Origin of the sequence: Anaerobiospirillum sp. NML120449 (assembly GCF_023051105.1) — a bacterium.
Taxonomy (GTDB): domain Bacteria; phylum Pseudomonadota; class Gammaproteobacteria; order Enterobacterales; family Succinivibrionaceae; genus Anaerobiospirillum.
Genome location: NZ_JALKIL010000010.1, coordinates 70,640 through 91,007, shown reverse-complemented (window position 1 = coordinate 91,007; position 20,368 = coordinate 70,640). Strand labels below are relative to the sequence as shown.

Genomic DNA, 20,368 nt, shown 5'->3' with positions numbered 1-20,368 from the left:
CTGCCTGCACGGGGCTGTGCTCCGCTGTCAGGCAACACTTCGGATTTTAGCATTTTTTCCGGGCTCTGCCCGTGTATATCAGGCGCAGTCAATGGCAATTTGTTATAATAACAGGCTGTTTGATTATCGTATTTTTCGCATTTTTAAGGGATTATGGTGTTAGATAACGTATCTTTAACCACACGCCTTGCCGACATAGGCGAGCGTGCTCAGACCCTCAGGGGGTATCTTTGATCTGGATGCCAGAAAAGAGCGTCTGGAAGAAGTAAACGGACTGCTTGAGGATCCTGATGTATGGAACAATCCTGAACAGGCCCAGAGCCTTGGCAAGGAACGCCAGACTCTTGAGCATATTGTTAACATGTTCAGGGAAATTGATCAGGGCCTTGAAGACGTGGCCATGCTCCACGAACTGGGCCGTGAGGAGAACGACGAGAGCACTCTTGAGGAAGCTGCCCGCGAGCTTGAAGAGCTCGACAAAAAGGTAGCCGGGCTCGAATTCGAGCGCATGTTCTCCCAGGATCATGACAATTCCGACTGCTATCTTGATATTCAGTCAGGTTCAGGTGGTACAGAGGCCCAGGACTGGGCTGAAATGGTCATGCGCATGTATATCAAATTCGGCGAAAAGCATGGCTTTAAATGTACTGTAACCGACCTGTCAGAAGGCGAAGTTGCCGGCATCAAGGGCGCTACCATCAAATTTGAAGGTCCATATGCCTACGGCTGGCTGCGTACCGAAACCGGTATTCACCGTCTGGTCCGCAAGTCACCTTTTGACTCCAACAACCGCCGCCACACTTCATTTTGTTCAGCCTTTGCCTATCCTGAAGTCGATAACGAAATCAAGATTGAGATCAATCCGGCTGATCTTGATGTGGATGTGTTCCGCTCCTCAGGTGCCGGTGGTCAGCACGTAAACAAGACTGAATCTGCCGTGCGTATTACCCACAAGCCAACAGGCATTGTGGTCAGCTGTCAGAACGAGCGTTCACAGTTCCAGAACCGTGATCAGGCCATGAAACAGCTGCGTGCACGCCTTTATGAGCTGGAGCTGCGCAAACAGCGCTCCGAGCAGCAGGCCCTTGAGGACAGCAAGGACGATATCGGCTGGGGCAGCCAGATCCGTTCTTATGTGCTCGATGATGCCCGCGTTAAAGATCTGCGTACCGGCGTCGAGTGCCGTGATACCCAGAGCGTGCTCAATGGCTCTTTAGACCAGTTTATTGAGGCCAGCCTCAAGCAGGGCCTGTAGTCCCTGACCCGGGCAGGCTGGGCAAGGCCTTGCCTTATCTGCCCGGGCAGGCAGGCCGGGACGGGCCCATGGCCCGTACCGGGGCAGCCCATGGGCAGGTACGGGCCTGATGGCCCTCCCTGCCAGCCTCAACACAGAATTTTTTGTCCTTTTTCTCTTCAGGATGTATTAACAATCATGACTCAGGATACCAATCCAACCACTGAGAACACCAACTCTCAAATCCAGGAACGCCGCGAGAAGCTCAATGCCTTACGCGAGCAGGGTCAGGCCTATCCAAATGACTTCCACCGTGATGCCATTTCCTCTGACATTGTCAAAGCCTGCGAGGGTAAGGATAACGAAGTACTGGAGCAGGAAAAGAATACCTACACCATTGCCGGCCGTATCATGACCCGCCGCATCATGGGCAAGGCTTCTTTTGCTACCTTACAGGACATGGGCGGCAAGATTCAGATCTATGTTACCCGTGATGCCCTGCCTGAGGGTCAGTACCAGGACATGTTCAAGAAGCTGGACCTTGGTGACATCATTGGTGTTACCGGCTACGCTTTCAAGACCAAAACCGGTGAGCTTTCCCTGCATGTAACCTCCTTACGTCTGCTGGTTAAGGCCTTACGTCCTCTGCCAGAGAAGTACAAGGGTCTTGTTGATCAGGAAGCACGCTGCCGTCAGCGTTACCTCGACCTCATTGCCAATGAAGAGTCCCGCCGCGCCTTCCAGATCCGCACCAAAATTATTTCCTTTATCCGTCGCTACATGGATGCTGCCAACTTCATGGAAGTTGAGACTCCAATGATGCACGTCATTCCAGGTGGTGCCAATGCAAGGCCATTTATCACCCACCACAATGCCCTGGACATGGACATGTACCTGCGTATCGCTCCTGAGCTTTACTTAAAGCGTCTGGTAGTGGGCGGTTTTGAGCGCGTTTACGAAATTAACCGTAACTTCCGTAACGAGGGTATCGACGTACGCCACAACCCTGAATTCACCATGATTGAGTTCTATATGGCCTACCACGACTACCACGACCTCATCGACCTGACTGAGGATCTGTTCCGCAAGATGGCCCTTGAGGTTCTGGGCGATACCAGAGTTCACTATGGCAAGGAAGGCGAACCAGGCCTCGATCTGGACTTTGCAAAGCCATTTGAGCGCCTGACCATGAAGGAAGCTGTGGTCAAGTACGGCAACGGCATCACCATGGAAGACCTCGAGGACGAGGAAAAGGCACGTGAGTGGTGTAAGAAGCTGCACATTGAGATGCAGAAGGGCTGGGTACTGGGTCACTACATTGCTGCCCTCTTTGAAGAAGTTGCTGAACACCACTTACAGCAGCCTACCTTCATCACCTCCTACCCAGCCGAGATCTCTCCTCTGGCTCGCCGCAGTGACAAGGATCCTGCTTTCACTGATCGCTTTGAGTTCTTCATTGGCGGCCGTGAGATGGGTAACGGCTTCTCCGAGCTCAACGATCCTGATGATCAGGCCGGCCGCTTCCACCAGCAGGCTGAGCAGAAGAATCATGGTGATGACGAAGCCATGTACTACGATGAGGACTACATCGTGGCTCTGGAACACGGTCTGCCTCCAACTGCCGGTGAGGGCATTGGTATCGACCGTACCGTCATGCTCTTTGCCAACTGCCACACTATCCGTGATGTAATTCTGTTCCCAACCTTACGTCTGCAGAATTCCAACAAGTAAACCTGCCCCGTTTGCAGGCGCAGGCTCCGGCCCGCACCTGCACCAGGTATGTTTACACCACAGAGCCCCGCCACCTGCACCACGCAGGTGCGCGGGGCTTTGTTTTAATACGCCCAGGAGATTAGCAATTATGGATAATAACGGTGATATTTATCTGGTTTTTCGACATTTTTACTGCCACAGTCCTCAGGACTGACCATGCCATGAAACTCATAGATCAGGGCAAATTTGCCCTGTTTTGATACAATTTCACCTGTTCAGGCCTGCATTCAGGTATACAGCGGCTACAATAGACGCACAGCCTGTCACAGCCTGACAGCATGGCTTATATTTCACATACGATTTTGCGCATCGTTCTCATGATGCCCGCCAGCGGGCAAAGATAGGAATTTCCAGGTAACGTAAGCCAAGGTTGCAAAATGCAGCCAGGGCAGTATGTCTGCGTGCATGCATGCATGTATGCATGCCCGAGGCAGCCAGCCTGTGGCTGCAGCTGCCCGGCAGCTGCGCAGCACCTGCCCTGTGACATCATACCAGGGCCACATCAGGCCATTGTGCTTTACAAAACATTATGCACTGCCAGTCCGCACGACTGCCCTGCAGCCATGCGGCAGCCGCCACAGCGCAGCTGCGCAGCCGCTGCTGACACGGCAGCCATGAGCATAAGGATCCCCAAGCCCTGACCGGGATGATTTTCATTACACTGATCATGCCCGGCTGTACGTTTACCCCCAGTTAACCCTGCGCTTCCAATTAAGGAGAACCACTTCCATGAATACCTTCCACGGTTCGTTAGTCGCTCTGATCACCCCATTCAAAGATGGCAAACTTGATGAGAAGGCTCTGGAGCGCCTGGTTGAGTGGCACATTGAAAACGGTACTGATGCCATTGTTCCTGCCGGTACCACCGGCGAGTGTCCAACCCTGAGCTCAGAAGAGCACGCCCGTGTCATCGCAATCGTAGCTCAAGTAGCCAACAAACGTGTTCCTGTCATGGCCGGTGCCGGCTCAAACAACCCTGTGGAAGCCATTCACTACTCAGTAGAGGCTCAGAAGGCCGGTGCTGACGGTCTGCTGCATGTAGCCGGTTACTACAACCGTCCAAATCAGGATGGTCTGTATGCCCACTTCAAGATGGTTCATGACGCTACCGACCTGCCAATTTTCATTTACAACATTCCAGGACGTGCTGTTGTAAATATCACCCCTGATACTGTTGCCCGTATGGCCCAGCTGCCACGCATTGCCGGCATCAAGGACGCCACCGGCGATCTGGCCCGTCCATGGCTGGAGCGCAATCTGATTTCCCGCCCTGACTTTACCTGGCTCAGCGGTGAAGATGCCACCCAGGTAAGCTATAATGTTGCCGGCGGTACCGGCTGTATTTCCGTTACTGCCAACGTAGCCCCTCAGCTTGTCCACAAGGTTCAGGAACTGACCCTGACCGGCAAGTGGGATGAAGCCCGCGCCCTCCAGGACAGACTGATGAAGCTTCACGGCTTAATGTTCAAGGAGCCATCCCCTGCAGGTGCCAAGTACGGTGCCTCCTTACTGGGACTGTGCTCAGAAGAAGTTCGCCTGCCAGTTATGCCTCTGTCTGCACAGACCAGAGAGGAGATTAAAAAGGCCATGCAGGAACTCGAACTTATCTAAGTTTTTATCCCGCCGTTCACTGAGATTTTCCGGGGAGGTCATTACCTCCCCCTGTGCCCGCCACCATACTATTCAGAGCGGGCACTGATGCCTGAGGAGAACCAAAGTGCAACGGCTTTTTCATGCCCGAAAACAGCTGATGACCAATAACAATCCAGACTTTGCCCACCTCAGTGAAAACCGCCCTTGTGATGAGGCCCGCCCAGAGTGCTGCGCCGCCGGAGCTGCCGGCGAGGGTGCAGCAACCGATGCAGCCTGCCCTGCTGCCGCCGCTACTGACGCCTGCGCTACAAGCAGCGCAGGCGCTGATGGCGATGGTGCTGCTGACAGCCGCCGCAACCAGCGTGTCAAATCATTCGTAATCCGCGCCGGCCGCATGACTGCTGCCCAGACCAAGGCTCTTGAGGAGCTGGCACCAAAATACATGGTTGATGTCAGTGCACTTGAAAAGCTCGACACAGCGAAAATTTTTCAGCGTGAGGCTCCCCTGGTAGTGGAGATCGGTTTTGGCATGGGCAAGTCCTTTGTGGAAATGGCCGCCAAAGACCCGCTGCGCAACTATCTGGGCATTGAGGTGCACCCTCCTGGTGTGGGCGCTGCCATGTTGCTCATTGAGGAGCAGCAGCTATCTAATGTCAGAGTAATCAAGTATGATGCCTTTGAGGTTCTTACCAAATGTCTGGGACCTGAAAGCATCGATATTCTGCAGATTTTCTTCCCTGATCCATGGCCTAAGGCACGTCACCACAAACGTCGTCTCATCAATGATGACTTCCTCAAGCTGGTAACTCCACTGCTTAAGCATGGCGGCCATATCCGTATGGCTACAGACTGGCAGGAATATGCCGAGCAGATGCTCGCCTGCCTCGATGCAGCATCAGGTCTTGTAAACACCAATCCTGAAGGAGGCTATATTCCGCGTCCTGACTGGCGTCCTCTGACCAAGTTTGAGCAAAGAGGTGAGCGTCTGGGTCACGGCGTATGGGATTTAGTATTTGAACGTGTCTAGTCGCTATCAAGATCTTCTGGCTTTTTTAAAAAACAACAATATTGCATGCTCCGACTGCGATCCATGTGATTGCGGCTGCGACTGCGCCGGCTCCCTGAGCCTGTTAAATGGCGATGCCAGCTTCAGAAAGTACTATCGTCTCAAAATGAGTGAACAGGCCTTTACCAGCCTGTGCGCCGCTCATGGTGTAAGTCCGCGCATTGGCTATGTGGGCTCGGTCATTGTCATGGACGCCCCTCCAGAGACTCAGAAAAACCGTGAGTTTGCTGACATCAACCGTCTGCTTGACCATGCAAAAGTGCTGGTTCCGGCCATTATCGTCTCCGACATTGAAAAGGGCTTTATGGTCCTTGAGGACATGGGTGATTTTGTCTACATCAACTCCATTCCTGATGGCAAGGAGCCGGCCTACTACTTAAAGACCCTTCGCGAGCTTACCAAAATAGGCGCCATGCCTTTCTCACCTGAGCAGGCTCAGGCCCTTGAGCAGCGCCGTCAGGCAGCCCTGAAGGATCCTTCAGCAGAGGCTGATGTCATTCCTCATTATGACCTTGATGAGACTGACTATAAGACCCTGAGTGAGCTGCCGCTTTTTGATGATGACTTCATCAAAATGGAGCTCAACATCTGCCGTGAGTGGCTTTTTGACAAGGCTCTGAATCTGCAGCTGAGTACTGAAGATGAAAAGATGATTGCTCAGACCTGGGACTTTATCAGCGAGCAGTGCCGTGCCCAGCCTCAGACAGCCATGCACCGTGACTATCACTCCCGCAATATCATGGTCGTCCCTGCAGGCAAGGAAATCTCCATCCTGTCGCGTTTTGCCATTCTGGACTATCAGGATATGGTCAAGGGCCCTGCCTGCTATGATCTTGCTTCCATTGGCTATGACTGCTATGTAGACATGGAAGATGAGTTTGTAGAGAGGATCTGCAAGTTTGCCTATGAGGTATACACTGTCTGCGGCATCTTTGACCGCGAGCAGGTATCTCTTGAGCAGTTCAACCTCATGATCCGTCTGTGCGCCATTCAGAGACATATCAAGGTTCTGGGCCTGTTCTACCGCCTGAAGCTTCGTGATGGCAAGGACGGCTATCTGCAGTACCTGCCACGCGTTCTGGGCTATCTGACCAGAAACTGCCAGTACTTTGAGCAGCTGCGTCCATTTGCTGCCTTCCTTGAAAAGAATGTAGCCGGCCGCATCTGACCGCACACAGGGCTTTAAGCCCGGCCACCATGCTGCCAGGCGGCGTCAGCCTTACAGCTGCCTGCAGCCACCGGCGTCTGCATGCCCAGGGCATGATCAAAAAAAGCCACATCTGTGGCTTTTTTTGCATCTGGCATCCGACTGCCCTAATTATGTAATGTGCATTATTTGCTAAACTTGATATCTATCTGATTTGACTTAAGGTTGTTTGTAATGAAAGCCATGATTTTAGCCGCAGGTCAGGGCAAGAGACTCAGACCTTTAACTGAGCGTATTCCCAAGCCTATGGTGGAGGCCGGTGGTCAGAGCCTGATAGCCTGGCATATTGAGAAACTCAAGGCCATTGGCATTACCTCTCTGGTAGTAAATGGCGCATGGCTTAAAGACGTGCTCTTTGAATACCTTGGTGATGGCAGCCGCTTTGGCGTCAGCATTGAGCTCAGCCCTGAGGACAGCGAAGGTCTTGAGACTGCAGGCGGTATTATCAAGGCTCTGCCTCTACTGGGCAGCGAACCTTTTATCGTGGTCAATGGTGATATTTTTCTGGACAGCAGCTACGACTTCCTGCTGCCATGCCCAAAGCAGCTGACTGACAGAGATGAACACGGCAGACTGCAGGCTCTGGCTCACCTCTATCTGACCTCCAACCCGGCCCATAATACGGGCGGTGATTTTGCCGTAAGCGCCGACGGCCACATGATTTACGGCAGCGACTATACCTTCTCGGGCTTTGCCTGGTACCACCCTGAGGCCTTTGCAGGCCGCAGCGTATCCCGTCAGGCACTGCGCCCTTACTTTGATGACTGGGCCGGCCGTAGCCTCATCACTGCCTCGGTTATCACATCCCCATGGTTTGATGTGGGCACAGTAGAGCGACTGCAGCAGCTCAACGCCCACCTGAGCGGCCGCTAATCACGGCCCCGGCGCCGCCCTGCTGACAACGCAGGCCGGCCTGTGCAGCAAGGCTGGCATCGCCGGGCCTGCATCGTCTGGCCCGCATCGTCTGGCCTGTATCGTCTGGCCCGCATCGTCTTGCCTGCATCGCCTGGCCCGCATCGTCTGGCCTGCATCGCCTGTCTGGTGCAGCTGACGGCGGCCTGCCCGGCACTTTCAGATCCGGTTTTGATCCTAACTATTTCAGGTTTTTGCAATATGTCTTGGAAAGGAAGAATTATTGGTGCCCTGATCGGCCTTTTATTTGGCGGTATCGGTGCTTTAATCGGCTTTCTTATTGGCTACTACTTCTATGACAAGCCACGCAATCAGCTCATAGCCCAGAGCGCTGAGGCCCGCAATGCCTTTGCCGGGCGTGGTCCACGCTCAGCCATGCACAAAACTCTTATCCAGTCCACTTTCAGACTGATGGGCTTCGTCTCACGCGGTGCCGGACGCATCAATGAGTCCCACATCCGTCAGGCCGAGTACTTCATGGATGTCATGAATCTCGATGCTGAAATGCGTGCACTGGCCATTGAGGGCTTTAATCAGGGCAAGAGCGATGACTTTGACCTCCATGCCGAGGCCATGTCGCTCAGATCTGCTATCGGCTCCAACATTGCCATGCTCTCCTTCCTGCTGGAAATTCAGGTAGGAATTGCCCTTGCCGACCAGGTGCTTTCAGAGGGTGAACATGAGCGCCTCCTGCAGATAGCCATTGCCATGGACGTACCTGTCGACAAGATGGAGCGACTCATCCGCATCCGTTTTGCCGAAGTTCAGTTTGCCCAGTTTGCCCGCAAGTATGCCCAGCAACAGCAACAGCAACAGCAGCAGAACTCCCAGCGTCACAGAAGCTCCCGCCGCTCAGGCACTCAGGGCAGCTCCGGTCAGTACCAGGGCGGAGGTTATCAGCACGATCAGGGCAGCTCCTCATCTGGAGGCTCATTTGTTCCAAAGAGCGAACTTGCCAATGCCTATGAGATTCTGGGCGTAGACGAGAACACCTCATGGGAGGACATCCGCCGCGCCCACAAGAAGCTCATGCTCAAGTACCATCCTGACCGTCTGGCCTCCCAGGGTCTGCCTCCTGAAATGATCAAGCTTTATACCCAGAAAGCCACTGACATTCAGACTGCTTTCAACATCATCAAGGAAGCCCGAGGCGAATAACCAGGCCCGGCCCCGGCCGGCCCTGACCCTCTGGACGGTCCGTCCAGTGCGTCAGGATCGCAGTGCCGGAGCCTGGCACCGCTGGCCTGGGCCTTGCCCCCGGCATCAGCGCAAAGCCCCCGCAGACTCACATCTGCGGGGGCTTTGTGTTTTCAGGCGTCAGCAAGTCAGGCTTTCGTGCCTTACTATGATGCCGGATCGGTGATGTACCTGCTGTTGAGTGCATCACTGTTAGTTGGCTTGAGCATGGTGCTGGTGGTGTGCTCTACCTTTCCTGACAGATCCTCATCGAGCCAGGAGAGCTCAGGCGTGCATGAAGCCGGAACCTCAAAAGGTGCCGGGGCGCAGTAGCGCAGCGGCTGACCTGTTGACGGGTGAGTAAAGCTCAGCAGTGCGGCATGCAGGTTCAGATGAGGGACGCATTCATAAATTCTGTCGCAGGCATACAGATGGTCTCCCAGTATGGAGTGACCTGTCTGCTGCATGTGTACGCGCAGCTGATGGGAGCGGCCGGTCTGAGGATACAGACGGACAAAGGTGGCATCGCGATCAGCATCATAGTGCAGAGCCTGCCAGTAGGTCAGCGCAGGCTTGCCCACCTCGAAGTCCACGGTCTGATAAGGCCTGTTGTTGATATCCAGAATCAGGGGCAGGTCCACAGCACCGGTACCCTCCATTTTTCCATCTACCCAGGCTACATAGACCTTGTGGACGTCGCGGGAAATAAACTGCTTGCCCAGACTGGATATGGCCGGTTTGTTCAGGCCCACTACCATGACACCTGAGGTGCCATAGTCAAGGCGATGCACGGCAAAGGCATTTTCATGAATGCTTTTGACACGCGAGAGAATGCTGTCACGGTGAATGGCCAGCTTGCCCGGTACTGACAAAATGGCAGAGGGCTTGTTCACCACCATAATGTCATCATCCTCATAGAGGATATCCAGAAAAGGACTTAACGGAGGATCGTAGTTGAAATCACGATGGGCCATCTTGCTTACCTTGCACCTGGGCATTAAAAAGCCCGTATAAAACGGGCTGTTGAAAAGGCGGTCAGTACCGCCATGGTCGGCATCTGCTTGCACTTCTGCCTCCGGGCGCGCTGCGCCCGGAGGCGGGACCGTATGACTCGAGGCAGCGCCCGGGCGGGAAACTTCGTCTCCATCACCAGGACAGGAAATGAGTTTTCCTGCCCGGCTGTGACGGAACAGCACTTCCCGTCTGGTGGCGCGGCAGATGCGGCCGTTAAACTGTATTTTTGGAATTAGATGCCTTCCTGAGCAGGAACGCCGGAATTCTTGTCATCACGCCAGAAGAGCATGAAATCATACCAGCTGGACTCCTCTTCAGGCTCGGCAGCGGCTGCAGTAGTGCCAGGCTTTGCCTTTTCCTTCTCGCCAAAGAGCACAATGGTGTTCTTCTGGTGACGGGCATAGGCTGGAGCCAGGTAATCAGGCTCATGACCGAAAGTTGACTTGTAGATAGCAGTCAGCTCTTTCTTTGGATGCTCGAGGTTGAGACGATCATAGCTTCTGATCATCAGCTCCATGGCAGGCTGGAAAGCCTCGGTGGAGCGGTAGCTGTAGAGAATATTCTTGGTGTGGTTAATGGTGGAAACGTAAGCACCACGGGCAGAATAGTACTCGGCAATGGCCAGCTCGCGACGGGCCAGCTGCTCCTTGATGAAAATCATACGCTGCAGAGCATCAGCGGCGTACAGACTGTCAGGATAGGTCTTTAACAGATCTCTGAAGGTGTTAAAGGCATTGTAGTAATTGGTTGGATCCTTTTCGGAACGATCGAGACCAAAGTAGTCCTGAATCATATCAGAGCGCTTCTGAATCTCAGTCAGACCCTTCATGTAGTAAACATAGTCAATGTTTGGATGAGTAGGGTTCAGACGGATAAAACGGGCAATCTGAGCAGCAGCAAGATCGCTCTCGCGCTCCTTGTAGTAGACATAGATTAAGTCCAGCTGAACCTGGGAGGAGATGTCACCAAAAGGATAACGGGAATCAATGGCCTCAAGATAGCGGCGGGCAGTAGTAAGACTGCCGGTAGCCATATTGGCTTTGGCGATTTTGTAGAGATTCTCCGGAGATACATCAGGCACTTCGTCACTGTTGTAGTTGGTACTGCAGGCAGTGAGGGCAAAAGTGAAGCTGAACATCACTGCGGCCAGGATCTTGTACATTAAAAAGCTCCGCTGGAATGAAAAAACCTAAGTGTTGAAGCCAGGCCGGTTACGGCTGTGAAGCCCTGAGGCTTTCAGACCCGTCCTGGGATAAAGGCACTGCTGTCCCTTATTTGCTCCCGGGCTACAGACACCAGCGCATATTTTAGCAAACTTTGGCCATTGCTTAAGATGCCGCCCGGCTAAAAGCGCTTATTTTATTGTCCGCACCAGCCAGTCGCAGCCAGCCTGCCTGAGCAGTGCACCCTGGCGGCCGGCAATTGCGCCTGACAGGCGGTCCTGCCGCTACGGCCGACTGCGCCACCCGGGCAGGCCTCATGATCTGCACCGTGTCTGCAATGACACTGCAGCAGTGACGGCGCTGCAGCGGTGCAGGCTGCATATACAGCTGAGGCCCGCAGATGCGGGCCTCGTATGCCAGCAGGCAGGCTGTGCCTGCCTGCTGTAGTACTGTGTCAGAACAGCTTCCTGATTAAAGAATGTTCCACAGGAAGAGCATTTCAAGACTGATGCTGCCCAGAACCTTGTACATGAGGGCATTTAAGGCGTACAGAGCCAGCAGAATTACCATCAGGGAGATATCAATCATGCCGATTGGCGGGATGATTCTCTGTACAGGGGCGGTAATTGGTGAGGTGATCTGCCCCATCAGATAGCTGAAATCACGGGTAGCTGGCAGCCAGGAGCACAGAGCCTGAATGAGCAGCAGGGCAATTATCAGGTAGCCAAAGCACTTTATGAACAGAACTATGGAACCCAGGATAGCCATATAGAAAGGTGCTCTGATAATTAAGAACACGGCAATAATCCAGGCAACAAGGCCAATGATAAAGCCTACTACCATACCGGCTGCCGAGAAGGAGCCAATGCGGATATTGCGCCACAGACCGATGTTTACCAGCGGATTGGTAATTTTGGTAACAGCCTGGGTAACAGGATGATAATAATCAGCAGATGAGCTCTGCATCATGGCTCTTAACTGGAAGAGCATCACCAGCGCAGTAGCAAGGTACATTAAAATCCAGAATGAACCTGGTAACATAAGAAATTAACTCCTTAAAAAGGAAAGTGCCCAGAGCATCTTTCCAGACAAATCTTAACAGACAGCACAGTCCGCATTACAAGCCAGCGCGGCCTCCCGGCCGGAGGGCAGCCAGGCCCTCGTGCCGGCGGCACAGCCGTGCCGTCTGGCAAACGGCGGCGGCACCGGAGCGGTGGCTATTTGTACATATCCTCAAATTCACGGGTACGACGCAGGCAGGCCTCTACAACCTCATGCATCATTTCTTCAAAACGGTACTCAGTCATTACCCCAAGTCCCTGGAAGGTGGTTCCACCCCTGGAGGTAACGGCCTCACGCAGCTGACCAATCTGGCGATCAGGATTAGCCTCAACCATGGAGGCTGTGCCCCTCATAACCTCAGTGGCGATGGTGCGGGAAAGGTCGGCATCAAAGCCGCGCTTTACCATCTGATCAACCATTGCCTCCATGAAGCGGTAGATAAAGGCTGGAGCAGAACCGGCAAGCACGCTTAAGGTATTTATGCCTTCTTCATCGGTTTGCACGGTGCGGCCCATACCCTCAAGCAGGGCAAGGCAGAGCTCTTTGTCGGCAGCGGTAACGCTCTCACCTGTGCACATGGCTGTAACGCCCATACCAAGCTGAGATGGAGTATTCGGCATGATGCGAATGAGACGGCACTGACCAAGACGGCTGTAAAAAGCCTGCAGACGCCAGCCTGCTGCCATGGAGATGAAAAGCTTTGAGCTCAGATCCTGACCTGATTTGGCTATCTGCTCGAGCACTTCTGGCAGTATCTGAGGCTTTACGCCCAGGAAAACCACCTCAGCCCTGCCAAGAGCCTCAAGATTGTCAGAGGTAACATGAGCGCCTGCGGCTTTGAAGTGTTCCAGCTTTTCTACATGCGGGCCGGAAACGGTAATTTCATCGTTCTGGCCTCTTTTCTTTACTATGCCGTCGAAAATGCAGCGGGACATGTTGCCGCCGCCGATAAAGGCGATTTTAATCATGTTCATTGCTCTTGCTGTGCTCCCTGGTGTTTTATGACTGAGCTCTGTTTTTGTACTCACGCTCACCGAAAATGGCGCTGCCAATTCTGACCTCAGTTGAGCCGTTGGCAACAGCACTGGCCATATCAGCAGTCATTCCCATGGAAAGCTCTTTGAGCTCAGGATAAAGCTGCTGATACTGATCACGCAGCTCTCTTAAACGGGCAAAAGAGGCATTGAGCTCTTCTTCCGGAGCGTCAATACGGGCAACTCCCATCAAGCCTATCACCTCAACATTAGGCATTAATGAGGCGGATTTGAGCAGCTCAGGCAGCTCCTGCTCCTCACAGCCCTGCTTTTGCTCTTCATGAGAAATATTCACCTGAATCATGATCTTGAGCGGGGCCATGCCCTCAGGTCGCTGGTCATTAAGTCTCTCCAGAACCTTCATGCGATCGACGCTCTCGACCACATCAAAATGTGCAGCCACAGGACGGGTTTTATTGGACTGCAGAGGGCCTATAAAGTGCCATACAATGTCGCTTACGCCCTGTTCTTTCAGAGTTTTTATCTTATCTACAGCCTCGTTGACATAGGACTCGCCAAAATGCCTTTCGCCCTGCTCCCAGGCCTCTTTAATCTGCTCAAGGGGCTTGGTTTTGGATACACAAAGCAGTATGACCTCTGATCTGTCACGGCCACATGAAGCAGCTGCCTTATCAATAAGGGCATGAACAGAAGCCAGATTTTCAAGAATATTTTGCATGACTTTCTTTCTTTGTTTAGGAGAAAACTAAAATAGGTCTGAGGCTGACAGGATGATGCGCCCTCTGTGCGACTGTCCTGAAAAACAGCATGGACAGGCCGCATTGCCAACCTGACAGCAGGTATTGAGCATGTAAGTTATTGTAAAGGACCTGGCCGCTAATATAATTGTTCCATGTCCTGAAAATTCACCTGCAACGTATCGACCGGCCTTATTGCCCGGCTCATGGACACTGCACAGGACAGCATAATACTGAAAGTTGCAGCCCGGACCTTTGTCCCTGTCACCATGACTGTGACAGACGCTGCCCTTACTGCCCAGGCCGTTCCTTCAGGGACTGACTGCATGCCATGCAAATCATGGCGCTGTAGCACACTGGCAGTAATTACGAAGATCCGATCTGGACCGGATCTGCTTTTTCACCGAGGAAATTATGTTTTATATTGATAGAGATACCTGCACAGACTGTGGCTCCTGCGTTGATGCCTGCCCTTGCGATGCCATTATCGTAGACGCCAACGGCAGCCATACCATTGACCCTGAGTTATGCGTTGAGTGCGGTGCCTGCTACGATGTCTGTGAGTATGCCAGCATTTTCGAGGCTGAGCCTGCTGACATGATTCCTCACAAGAACGTCTGATTTATAAAAGGCGACAGCAAGACAATGAGTCGGGCTGTCGCTTTTTTCATTGTGCCGCCTGCACGACCAGGTAAGGACTGGCCAGGCAAGGCCATGCCAGGCCGTAATCCTGGCTGACTCTCTGGCGGCTCATACCATCCCTGCCTCTTCATCTGCCCTCCGACAGCACTGGCTGTCATCGGTACCACAGCCTCCTCTTGCCCCACGCTCATTCCCCCGGTCTCTGCCCTGCAGACAGGCCGCGCCGCTACATGCCCAAGATCAGTAATGCTGCGGGGCTGAGCTGTCGCAGCATGCTGTTCCGCAGCATGCTGCCATGCGCGCTGGCGGTGGGCCTGAGCTTACTTGCCTGAGCCTACTGGCCAGAGCTTACTAATAGTAGCTGCCCTGGAAGCGGCGCAGGTTGAACGGACGCTCATCATTTTCCACGCCGTCGTAGCAGTTGCGCACATCGCGCAGGAAGCGGCTCATGCCTGCCTTTTCCATACTGGTTCCATAACGCAGACGCTCATTGCTGTAGCACACGTAAAGATGCTTGCGGGCACGGGTAAAGGCCACGTAGGCAAGGCGGCGCTCCTCGTCCAGGTCCTCAGCCATATAAGATGGCATTACGCCCTCCTCACAGCCCACAATCAGCACTACCGGGAACTCAAGGCCTTTGGAGGCGTGAATGGTCATAAGGTTTACACCCCTGTCATCATCTGTTCCATCAGCTCCCAGCTCGGTGCTCGCTGCCAGAGCAGTATTGGTCATAAAGGACTCAAAGAGCTCTGCTGTTGACATGTTGTGGGCAGGATCGACAGGTGCAAACATCTCACGATCATCCTCAACATCATCATAGTCATTGTTGCGGCTCAGGGCCATGACATTACCGGTAAAGCCCTTGGCATTGGCAATGAGCTGATCGAGATTGCCGGTGCGTGACAGACCAACGCGTGCTGAACGGCTCTTCTGATCTTCCTTGCTGTAGAACTCATACAGACCGCTTTCATGGATAACAGCACTGATGAAGTTCTCAAGACTGAGAGTCTGGAGACTGGCGCGCATCTTTTCGATGAATTCAAAGAAAGGAATGAACTTGCTGATGATTTTGATGGATCGGCTGTCACCGCTTTTGAGCGTGTGCTCAATGGCATGATAACGGGACATGCCACAGGCACGGGCGTACTCGGTTACCTTGGCAAGAGCACTGTTGCCAATGCCACGGCGCGGGGTATTTACAATGCGCTCAAAGGACACATCGTCATTAGTATTGTAGATAAGCTTGAGGTAAGACATGGCATCGGCCACCTCCTGGCGGTCATAGAACTTGAAGCCGCCAAAGACACGGTAAGGTATGCCCTCAATCATCATGGCCTGCTCCACACTGCCTGACAGATGGTTCATGCGGTAGAGTACGGCTATGTCCTCATAACGAAAGCCCTTTTTAATCATGGAGTTGATAAGACGGGCAACGCATGCGCCGTCATTACGGCCATCAGGCTCAATGCGGACAAAAGATACCTGAGGGTTGGTCAGGGCATTCATGTCATGACGATGCCACTTGTAAGCATTGCGCTCCTGAAGCCTGTCATAAGGGATCATGCGGTCACGGGAGAGAATGTCGATCATCTGGTCACGCTGACGGGCGGTCACAGCATCGAGCATCTCATCAAAGCTGTTAAAGTCCAGATAATCAAACTCACGGCTCTTAATCAGGCAGTCAATGACCTGCTGTCTGTTAAGGCTGTTGATAAGCTCCAGATCGTTTTTCTTTTCCAGCTCATAGCACTCAGGATTGACCAGAAACTTGCTGGTAATACGCTGCTCTGAGTAGTCGATAACTGCATTGGCCACATTGAGAATGTTCTGAGTTGAGCGGTAGTTAATATTGAGCTCGTACATCTCCATGTCAGGCAGATCGGTAAGAATCCTGGTCAGATTGCGGCTGTTGGCGCCACGCCAGCCGTAAATGGACTGATCGTCATCACCTACCACCATGATGTTGTTATCAGGACCTTTGAGCAGCATCAGCATTTCATACTGAGTGGTGTTGGTATCCTGAAACTCATCAATGCAGATGTACCTGTAGCGCTTGCGCAATCTGTTCCTGATTTCAGGCTTGTCGCGCAGCAGGTTTATGGACTTGTTGATAAGGTCGCTGAAGTCTACAAGGCCCATGCGGCTGCAGGTAATCTCATACCAGGCATAGAAAGCGCCCTTAATCTCATCGGGCGACATGCTTTTCCATCTGACTGGCAGGGTGGTGCTGAAGTCTGCAATATCTTCAGGGGAGAAAATGGTCTGCTCTCCTTTCTCCTTAAGACGTGAGATTTCACTGACCACATTAGGCGGAGTCAGACCGAGCTCGGAAAACTTGCCATACTCCTCATCACGGCTATCAATGCCGAACTCGGCATAGAAGTTTTTGACCATTTGCTCCTGGTCAGAGGTGGAAATGATGGAAAAGTCCTTTGGCAGCCCGGCTTCCAGGAAATAGCGGCGCAGCAGGCCATAGCAGAAGCTGTGGAAGGTGGACATCCTGATGCCAGGATTGCTGTCCCATCCCATGGCAGCCATCATGCGCTCTTCCATCTCGCGGGCAGCCTTGTTGGTAAAGGTCACCGCAAGGATATTCCACGGCCTGATACCCTCTTCTTCAATGAGATAGACAAGGCGTGATATCAGCACACGGGTTTTACCTGTTCCGGCACCGGCAACCACAAAAATATCCTGCAGCGGCGCAAAGACAATATCACGCTGCTGCTCGTTCAAATCGTCTATCAGTGCTCTGGTCATATGGAATGCTCCAAAAAGAAGGTAAACAGGTGGAATAAACAGCCAGGTGAGCGCAAGTCCCGCTCCGGCCTGCCAGGGGCCATGAAATCATGTGCAGGCCCAGGCCAGGCCAGGGTCTGGCACCAGTCCGGCCAGGGGGCCTGGCCATGGGCCCGGCCAGGGCGCACGTCCTGAACGCGGGCCTGTGCGCCGATGGCGCAGGCTGCGTGCGCCTGAGGGGATGTGCCTACTATATCTGGTCTTTGTCGCCAGTCATCTCGTTTAGTGAGCTCAGGCTCTGACTGAGATGCTCGCGCAGCTTTTGCTGATTGAACTCACTGTCAGGTGGTACGGCACGAGGATGAGCCCGGGAGTAGACATCCTTGAGTCTGGCCACATCAACGTGGGTATAAATCTGGGTGGTACCCAGTGCCGCGTGGCCCAGCATTTCCTGAACCATACGCAGGTCAGCGCCATTGCCCATCATCTGGGTGGCAAAGGAGTGACGCAGCTTGTGCGGAGTGACCTTGCCATCAAGGCCGCATTTCTGAGCCGCTTTTCTGATTTTGGCTGACACGCTGCGGGTGCTCAGGCGGGTACCGTCACGGTTGACAAAGAAGGCATTGTTAACCGGTTTGAAAGTATCACGAACCTTAAGATACTCCTTAAGGGCTCTGAGCGCCTCACGTCCTACCGGAACCACGCGCTGTTTGTTACCCTTACCCGTTACCCTGACCTCACGCATATCAAAATCGATATCACCAATATTGAGACTGACCAGTTCACCTACACGCAGTCCTGAGGCAAAGAGCAGCTGCTGCATGGCGTAATTACGCAGATCATAAGGGCTGTCGCCCTTGAGTGACTCTGAGAGCATGTCCACTTCATTAAGAGACAGTACCCTTGGCAGAGGCTTGCTGGCGCGGGGCATGGTTATAAACTCCATAGGATTGGAGTTCAGAATGCGTCTGCGAATCAGATAGCTGAAAAAGGACGAGATCACGTGCAGCGAGTGCACCACTGACGAGCTGGCGTAGCGCTCCTGATCTGCAGTGAAATTGAAGTTACGGGCCAGAGTTCGTACCTGATTGCGACCGATATTCTGCCACTCATCAAGCAGCGCAGGACCATCCTCAGGACAGAGAATATCAATTGAGCGTCCCAGCACCTCTTTGTAACTTCTGACTGTGAGTACTGAATAGCCCTTTTCATTACCCAGATAGCGTAAAAAGCGGTTAACCAGCTCATAAAGGCCGTCATTGCGCTCAAACAGAGCTACGGCGCCCGCACCGTCACGTCTTCTGCCGGTATAGCTGTCCCGGCGCTCATCACCGGCAGGCAGCACCCCTACATACTCAACCCGCCCCGTCCGGCCGTCCCTGACATCAGCCCCTGCATCAGCCTTGCCGACGGCCGCAGCATCAGCCGATGTGCCTGCATCAGCTTCAGCAGCACCATGGCCTGTATCAGCATCAGATGCGCCCGCACCTGCCTCAGTTCCACCAGACTCACCAGGCAATTGCTGTTGCAAATATGAAACATTTTGTAAAGCACTTTCGACCGGCACTGCCGACTGCTCAGGAACTACAGACTGAGGCGGTACCTGCGGCTGCAGCTGTGGTAGCTGCTGTTCCTGTGGCTGTGACTGTGGCGCTGGCTGAGCAAGAGGTACAGCGGGCATACCAGGCATGACCGGCTGCATTGGAGGCATAAGGGCTATCTGTGGAGCCGCCTGCATTGCCTGAACTGGCTGCTGCGATGCTATCTGCGAAACTTGCTGCAGTGGCAGCTGTCCTGGAGGCTGCGGCATCACTCCGGCTTGAGCCTGTAGCTGCTGCATCTGCATTTGCTGCATCTGCATGAAGCTCTGATACTGCAGGAACTGCTGGTACTGAGCCATCATGTCAGCCTGTGCTGGCTGCCCCTGTGTCGGCTGCCACTGCCCCATCTGAGGCACAGCTCTGACACCCGGCACTGCCTGACCGGGAGCTGGTGCGCCCTGTGCGGCATTCATCTGAGCCTGAAAGGCCTGAAACTGCAGGAATTGCTGATACTGCTGGAACTGGGCAGCCTGAGCTGCTGCGGCGGCTGCTGCGGCTGCTGCAGCCTCATCGTTACCTGCCTGTGGCTGGGTACCAGGGGCGGGCATTGCTGCCTGCATGCCTGGAGCCATGGATGCTGCGGGCATGGCGGTGACGGGAACTGGAGCCGCTGCGGGCATGGTCATGCCCGGCGGCAGTGCGCCTTGATGATGGGCTCCGGGCATCATGGCAGCAGCAAAATGGGCAGCGGCGCCGGAAGCGGCGCTGTTGCCCTGATCATTATTGTTGCTGCCCTGCTCAGTCATATTCTGGTCCTGCAGATGCAGCAGAGGCCGTCACTTTCACAGTGACGGCCTCTGCTGTCAGTTAATAGTAAGTGCTGGTCCCAGATTCTATCAAAACACTGGAACGCTTACCTGGCTTTGCTGTTTATCAGATGGTATGAACCTTTATGGTCAGCAGCAGCCAGGATGGCAGTTGCACTTCCCTGGCATACTGTTGATACGTGTGGTTATGCCATCAAGCAGGCTGTGGGCATGCTTAACGCCCTCCTCATTGATGGTGTAATAAACCCACTTGCTGTCTTTGCGGGCATTGACTATGCCTGCATCACACAGGATTTTCATGTGGCAGGACAGAGTAGACTGAACAATGTTCAGGTCCTCGAGCAGCTCACAGGCACATCTTTCTCCTTCCTTGAGCAGCATCAGGATTCTGACTCTGCTGGCATCACCAAAGGCCTTAAATATGCGGGCTGTCTTTTCTGCATCAGTCATGTCAGGTCCTCAAAACTATAGCCTTTACCATTTGAGCATGCGGACACTTCGATTAAATCAAATGGCATATCAATAACTTTCACTGTGCTGAAAACCTGAAGACAAGGCCATAGTATGGCTTCACATAGCATATTCAGCATGTATGATTAAATGGCCAGAACTGCCTTACAGAGAACCGGCCCAGACATAATACCAGTACTGCAAGATGATCTGCATGCCTGAGGTCTCATAACTTACATA

Annotated in this window: 15 protein-coding genes and 1 pseudogene; 8 read left to right on the top strand and 8 right to left on the bottom strand. The window is 53.4% G+C overall.

The window, feature by feature from the left end:
- Window positions 1-153: 153 nt before the first annotated feature.
- The 7 genes from prfB (at window position 154) to djlA (ending at window position 8,943) form a co-directional block, all read left to right on the top strand.
- A protein-coding gene (gene prfB / locus MXE41_RS04685) for a peptide chain release factor 2 (protein ID WP_247099540.1) occupies window positions 154-1,255 on the top strand; the annotation gives its coding sequence in 2 pieces (ribosomal slippage) (window positions 154-231 and window positions 233-1,255; 1,101 coding nt in all).
- A 177-nt stretch (window positions 1,256-1,432) separates the two neighbouring features.
- A complete protein-coding gene (lysS, locus tag MXE41_RS04680; RefSeq protein ID WP_247099539.1) occupies window positions 1,433-2,965 on the top strand; it encodes a lysine--tRNA ligase in 1,533 nt (510 codons plus the stop codon).
- Window positions 2,966-3,736: 771 nt separating this feature from the next.
- The gene (gene dapA / locus MXE41_RS04675) at window positions 3,737-4,618 is read left to right on the top strand and encodes a 4-hydroxy-tetrahydrodipicolinate synthase (protein ID WP_247099538.1); all 882 of its coding nucleotides are present in this window, start codon (window positions 3,737-3,739) and stop codon (window positions 4,616-4,618) included.
- 361 nt (window positions 4,619-4,979) lie between these two features.
- The gene (trmB, locus tag MXE41_RS04670) at window positions 4,980-5,627 is read left to right on the top strand and encodes a tRNA (guanosine(46)-N7)-methyltransferase TrmB (protein WP_246976317.1); all 648 of its coding nucleotides are present in this window, start codon (window positions 4,980-4,982) and stop codon (window positions 5,625-5,627) included.
- Window positions 5,620-6,834 carry a phosphotransferase gene (locus MXE41_RS04665; protein WP_246976320.1) on the top strand — a complete coding sequence of 405 codons (1,215 nt, stop codon included), beginning with the start codon at window positions 5,620-5,622 and terminating at the stop codon, window positions 6,832-6,834. The genes trmB and MXE41_RS04665 overlap by 8 nt, the downstream gene beginning before the upstream one ends.
- A 213-nt stretch (window positions 6,835-7,047) precedes the next feature.
- The gene (locus MXE41_RS04660) at window positions 7,048-7,746 is read left to right on the top strand and encodes a nucleotidyltransferase family protein (RefSeq protein WP_247099537.1); all 699 of its coding nucleotides are present in this window, start codon (window positions 7,048-7,050) and stop codon (window positions 7,744-7,746) included.
- Window positions 7,747-7,986: 240 nt separating this feature from the next.
- Window positions 7,987-8,943, top strand: a complete 957-nt coding sequence (gene djlA, locus MXE41_RS04655) for a co-chaperone DjlA (RefSeq protein WP_247099536.1) — start codon at window positions 7,987-7,989, stop codon at window positions 8,941-8,943.
- A 323-nt stretch (window positions 8,944-9,266) separates the two neighbouring features.
- On the opposite strand, the pseudogene MXE41_RS04650 reads toward djlA, so the two are convergent.
- The 5 genes and pseudogenes from MXE41_RS04650 to MXE41_RS04630 all read right to left on the bottom strand — a co-directional run.
- Window positions 9,267-9,935, bottom strand: a pseudogene (locus MXE41_RS04650) (pseudouridine synthase); the annotation flags it as partial.
- Window positions 9,936-10,207: 272 nt separating this feature from the next.
- Window positions 10,208-11,137: an outer membrane protein assembly factor BamD gene (gene bamD / locus MXE41_RS04645; RefSeq protein ID WP_247099535.1), complete on the bottom strand. Its 930-nt coding sequence runs from the start codon at window positions 11,135-11,137 to the stop codon at window positions 10,208-10,210.
- A 472-nt stretch (window positions 11,138-11,609) separates the two neighbouring features.
- Complete coding sequence (locus tag MXE41_RS04640) at window positions 11,610-12,179, bottom strand: YggT family protein (protein ID WP_246975989.1); 570 nt, start codon at window positions 12,177-12,179, stop codon at window positions 11,610-11,612.
- A gap of 176 nt (window positions 12,180-12,355) precedes the next feature.
- Entirely contained in the window at window positions 12,356-13,174 is an 819-nt protein-coding gene (proC, locus tag MXE41_RS04635; RefSeq protein WP_246975991.1) for a pyrroline-5-carboxylate reductase, read from the bottom strand.
- Window positions 13,175-13,199: 25 nt separating this feature from the next.
- A complete protein-coding gene (locus tag MXE41_RS04630; RefSeq protein WP_247099534.1) occupies window positions 13,200-13,913 on the bottom strand; it encodes a YggS family pyridoxal phosphate-dependent enzyme in 714 nt (237 codons plus the stop codon).
- Between the two features lie 433 nt (window positions 13,914-14,346).
- On the opposite strand from MXE41_RS04630, the gene MXE41_RS04625 reads away from it, so the two are divergent.
- On the top strand, window positions 14,347-14,553 hold the full coding sequence (locus tag MXE41_RS04625; protein WP_246975996.1) for a 4Fe-4S binding protein: 207 nt from the start codon (window positions 14,347-14,349) through the stop codon (window positions 14,551-14,553).
- A gap of 372 nt (window positions 14,554-14,925) precedes the next feature.
- Here the strand turns inward: MXE41_RS04625 and MXE41_RS04620 are convergent, their stop codons facing one another.
- From MXE41_RS04620 to MXE41_RS04610, 3 genes are all read right to left on the bottom strand, one after another.
- Complete coding sequence (locus tag MXE41_RS04620; protein ID WP_247099533.1) at window positions 14,926-17,331, bottom strand: UvrD-helicase domain-containing protein; 2,406 nt, start codon at window positions 17,329-17,331, stop codon at window positions 14,926-14,928.
- A 229-nt stretch (window positions 17,332-17,560) separates the two neighbouring features.
- Window positions 17,561-19,657, bottom strand: a complete 2,097-nt coding sequence (locus MXE41_RS04615; protein WP_247099532.1) for a tyrosine-type recombinase/integrase — start codon at window positions 19,655-19,657, stop codon at window positions 17,561-17,563.
- Between the two features lie 150 nt (window positions 19,658-19,807).
- Window positions 19,808-20,128, bottom strand: coding sequence for a metalloregulator ArsR/SmtB family transcription factor (locus tag MXE41_RS04610; protein ID WP_246976005.1), 321 nt, complete (start codon window positions 20,126-20,128; stop codon window positions 19,808-19,810).
- Window positions 20,129-20,368 lie beyond the last annotated feature (240 nt).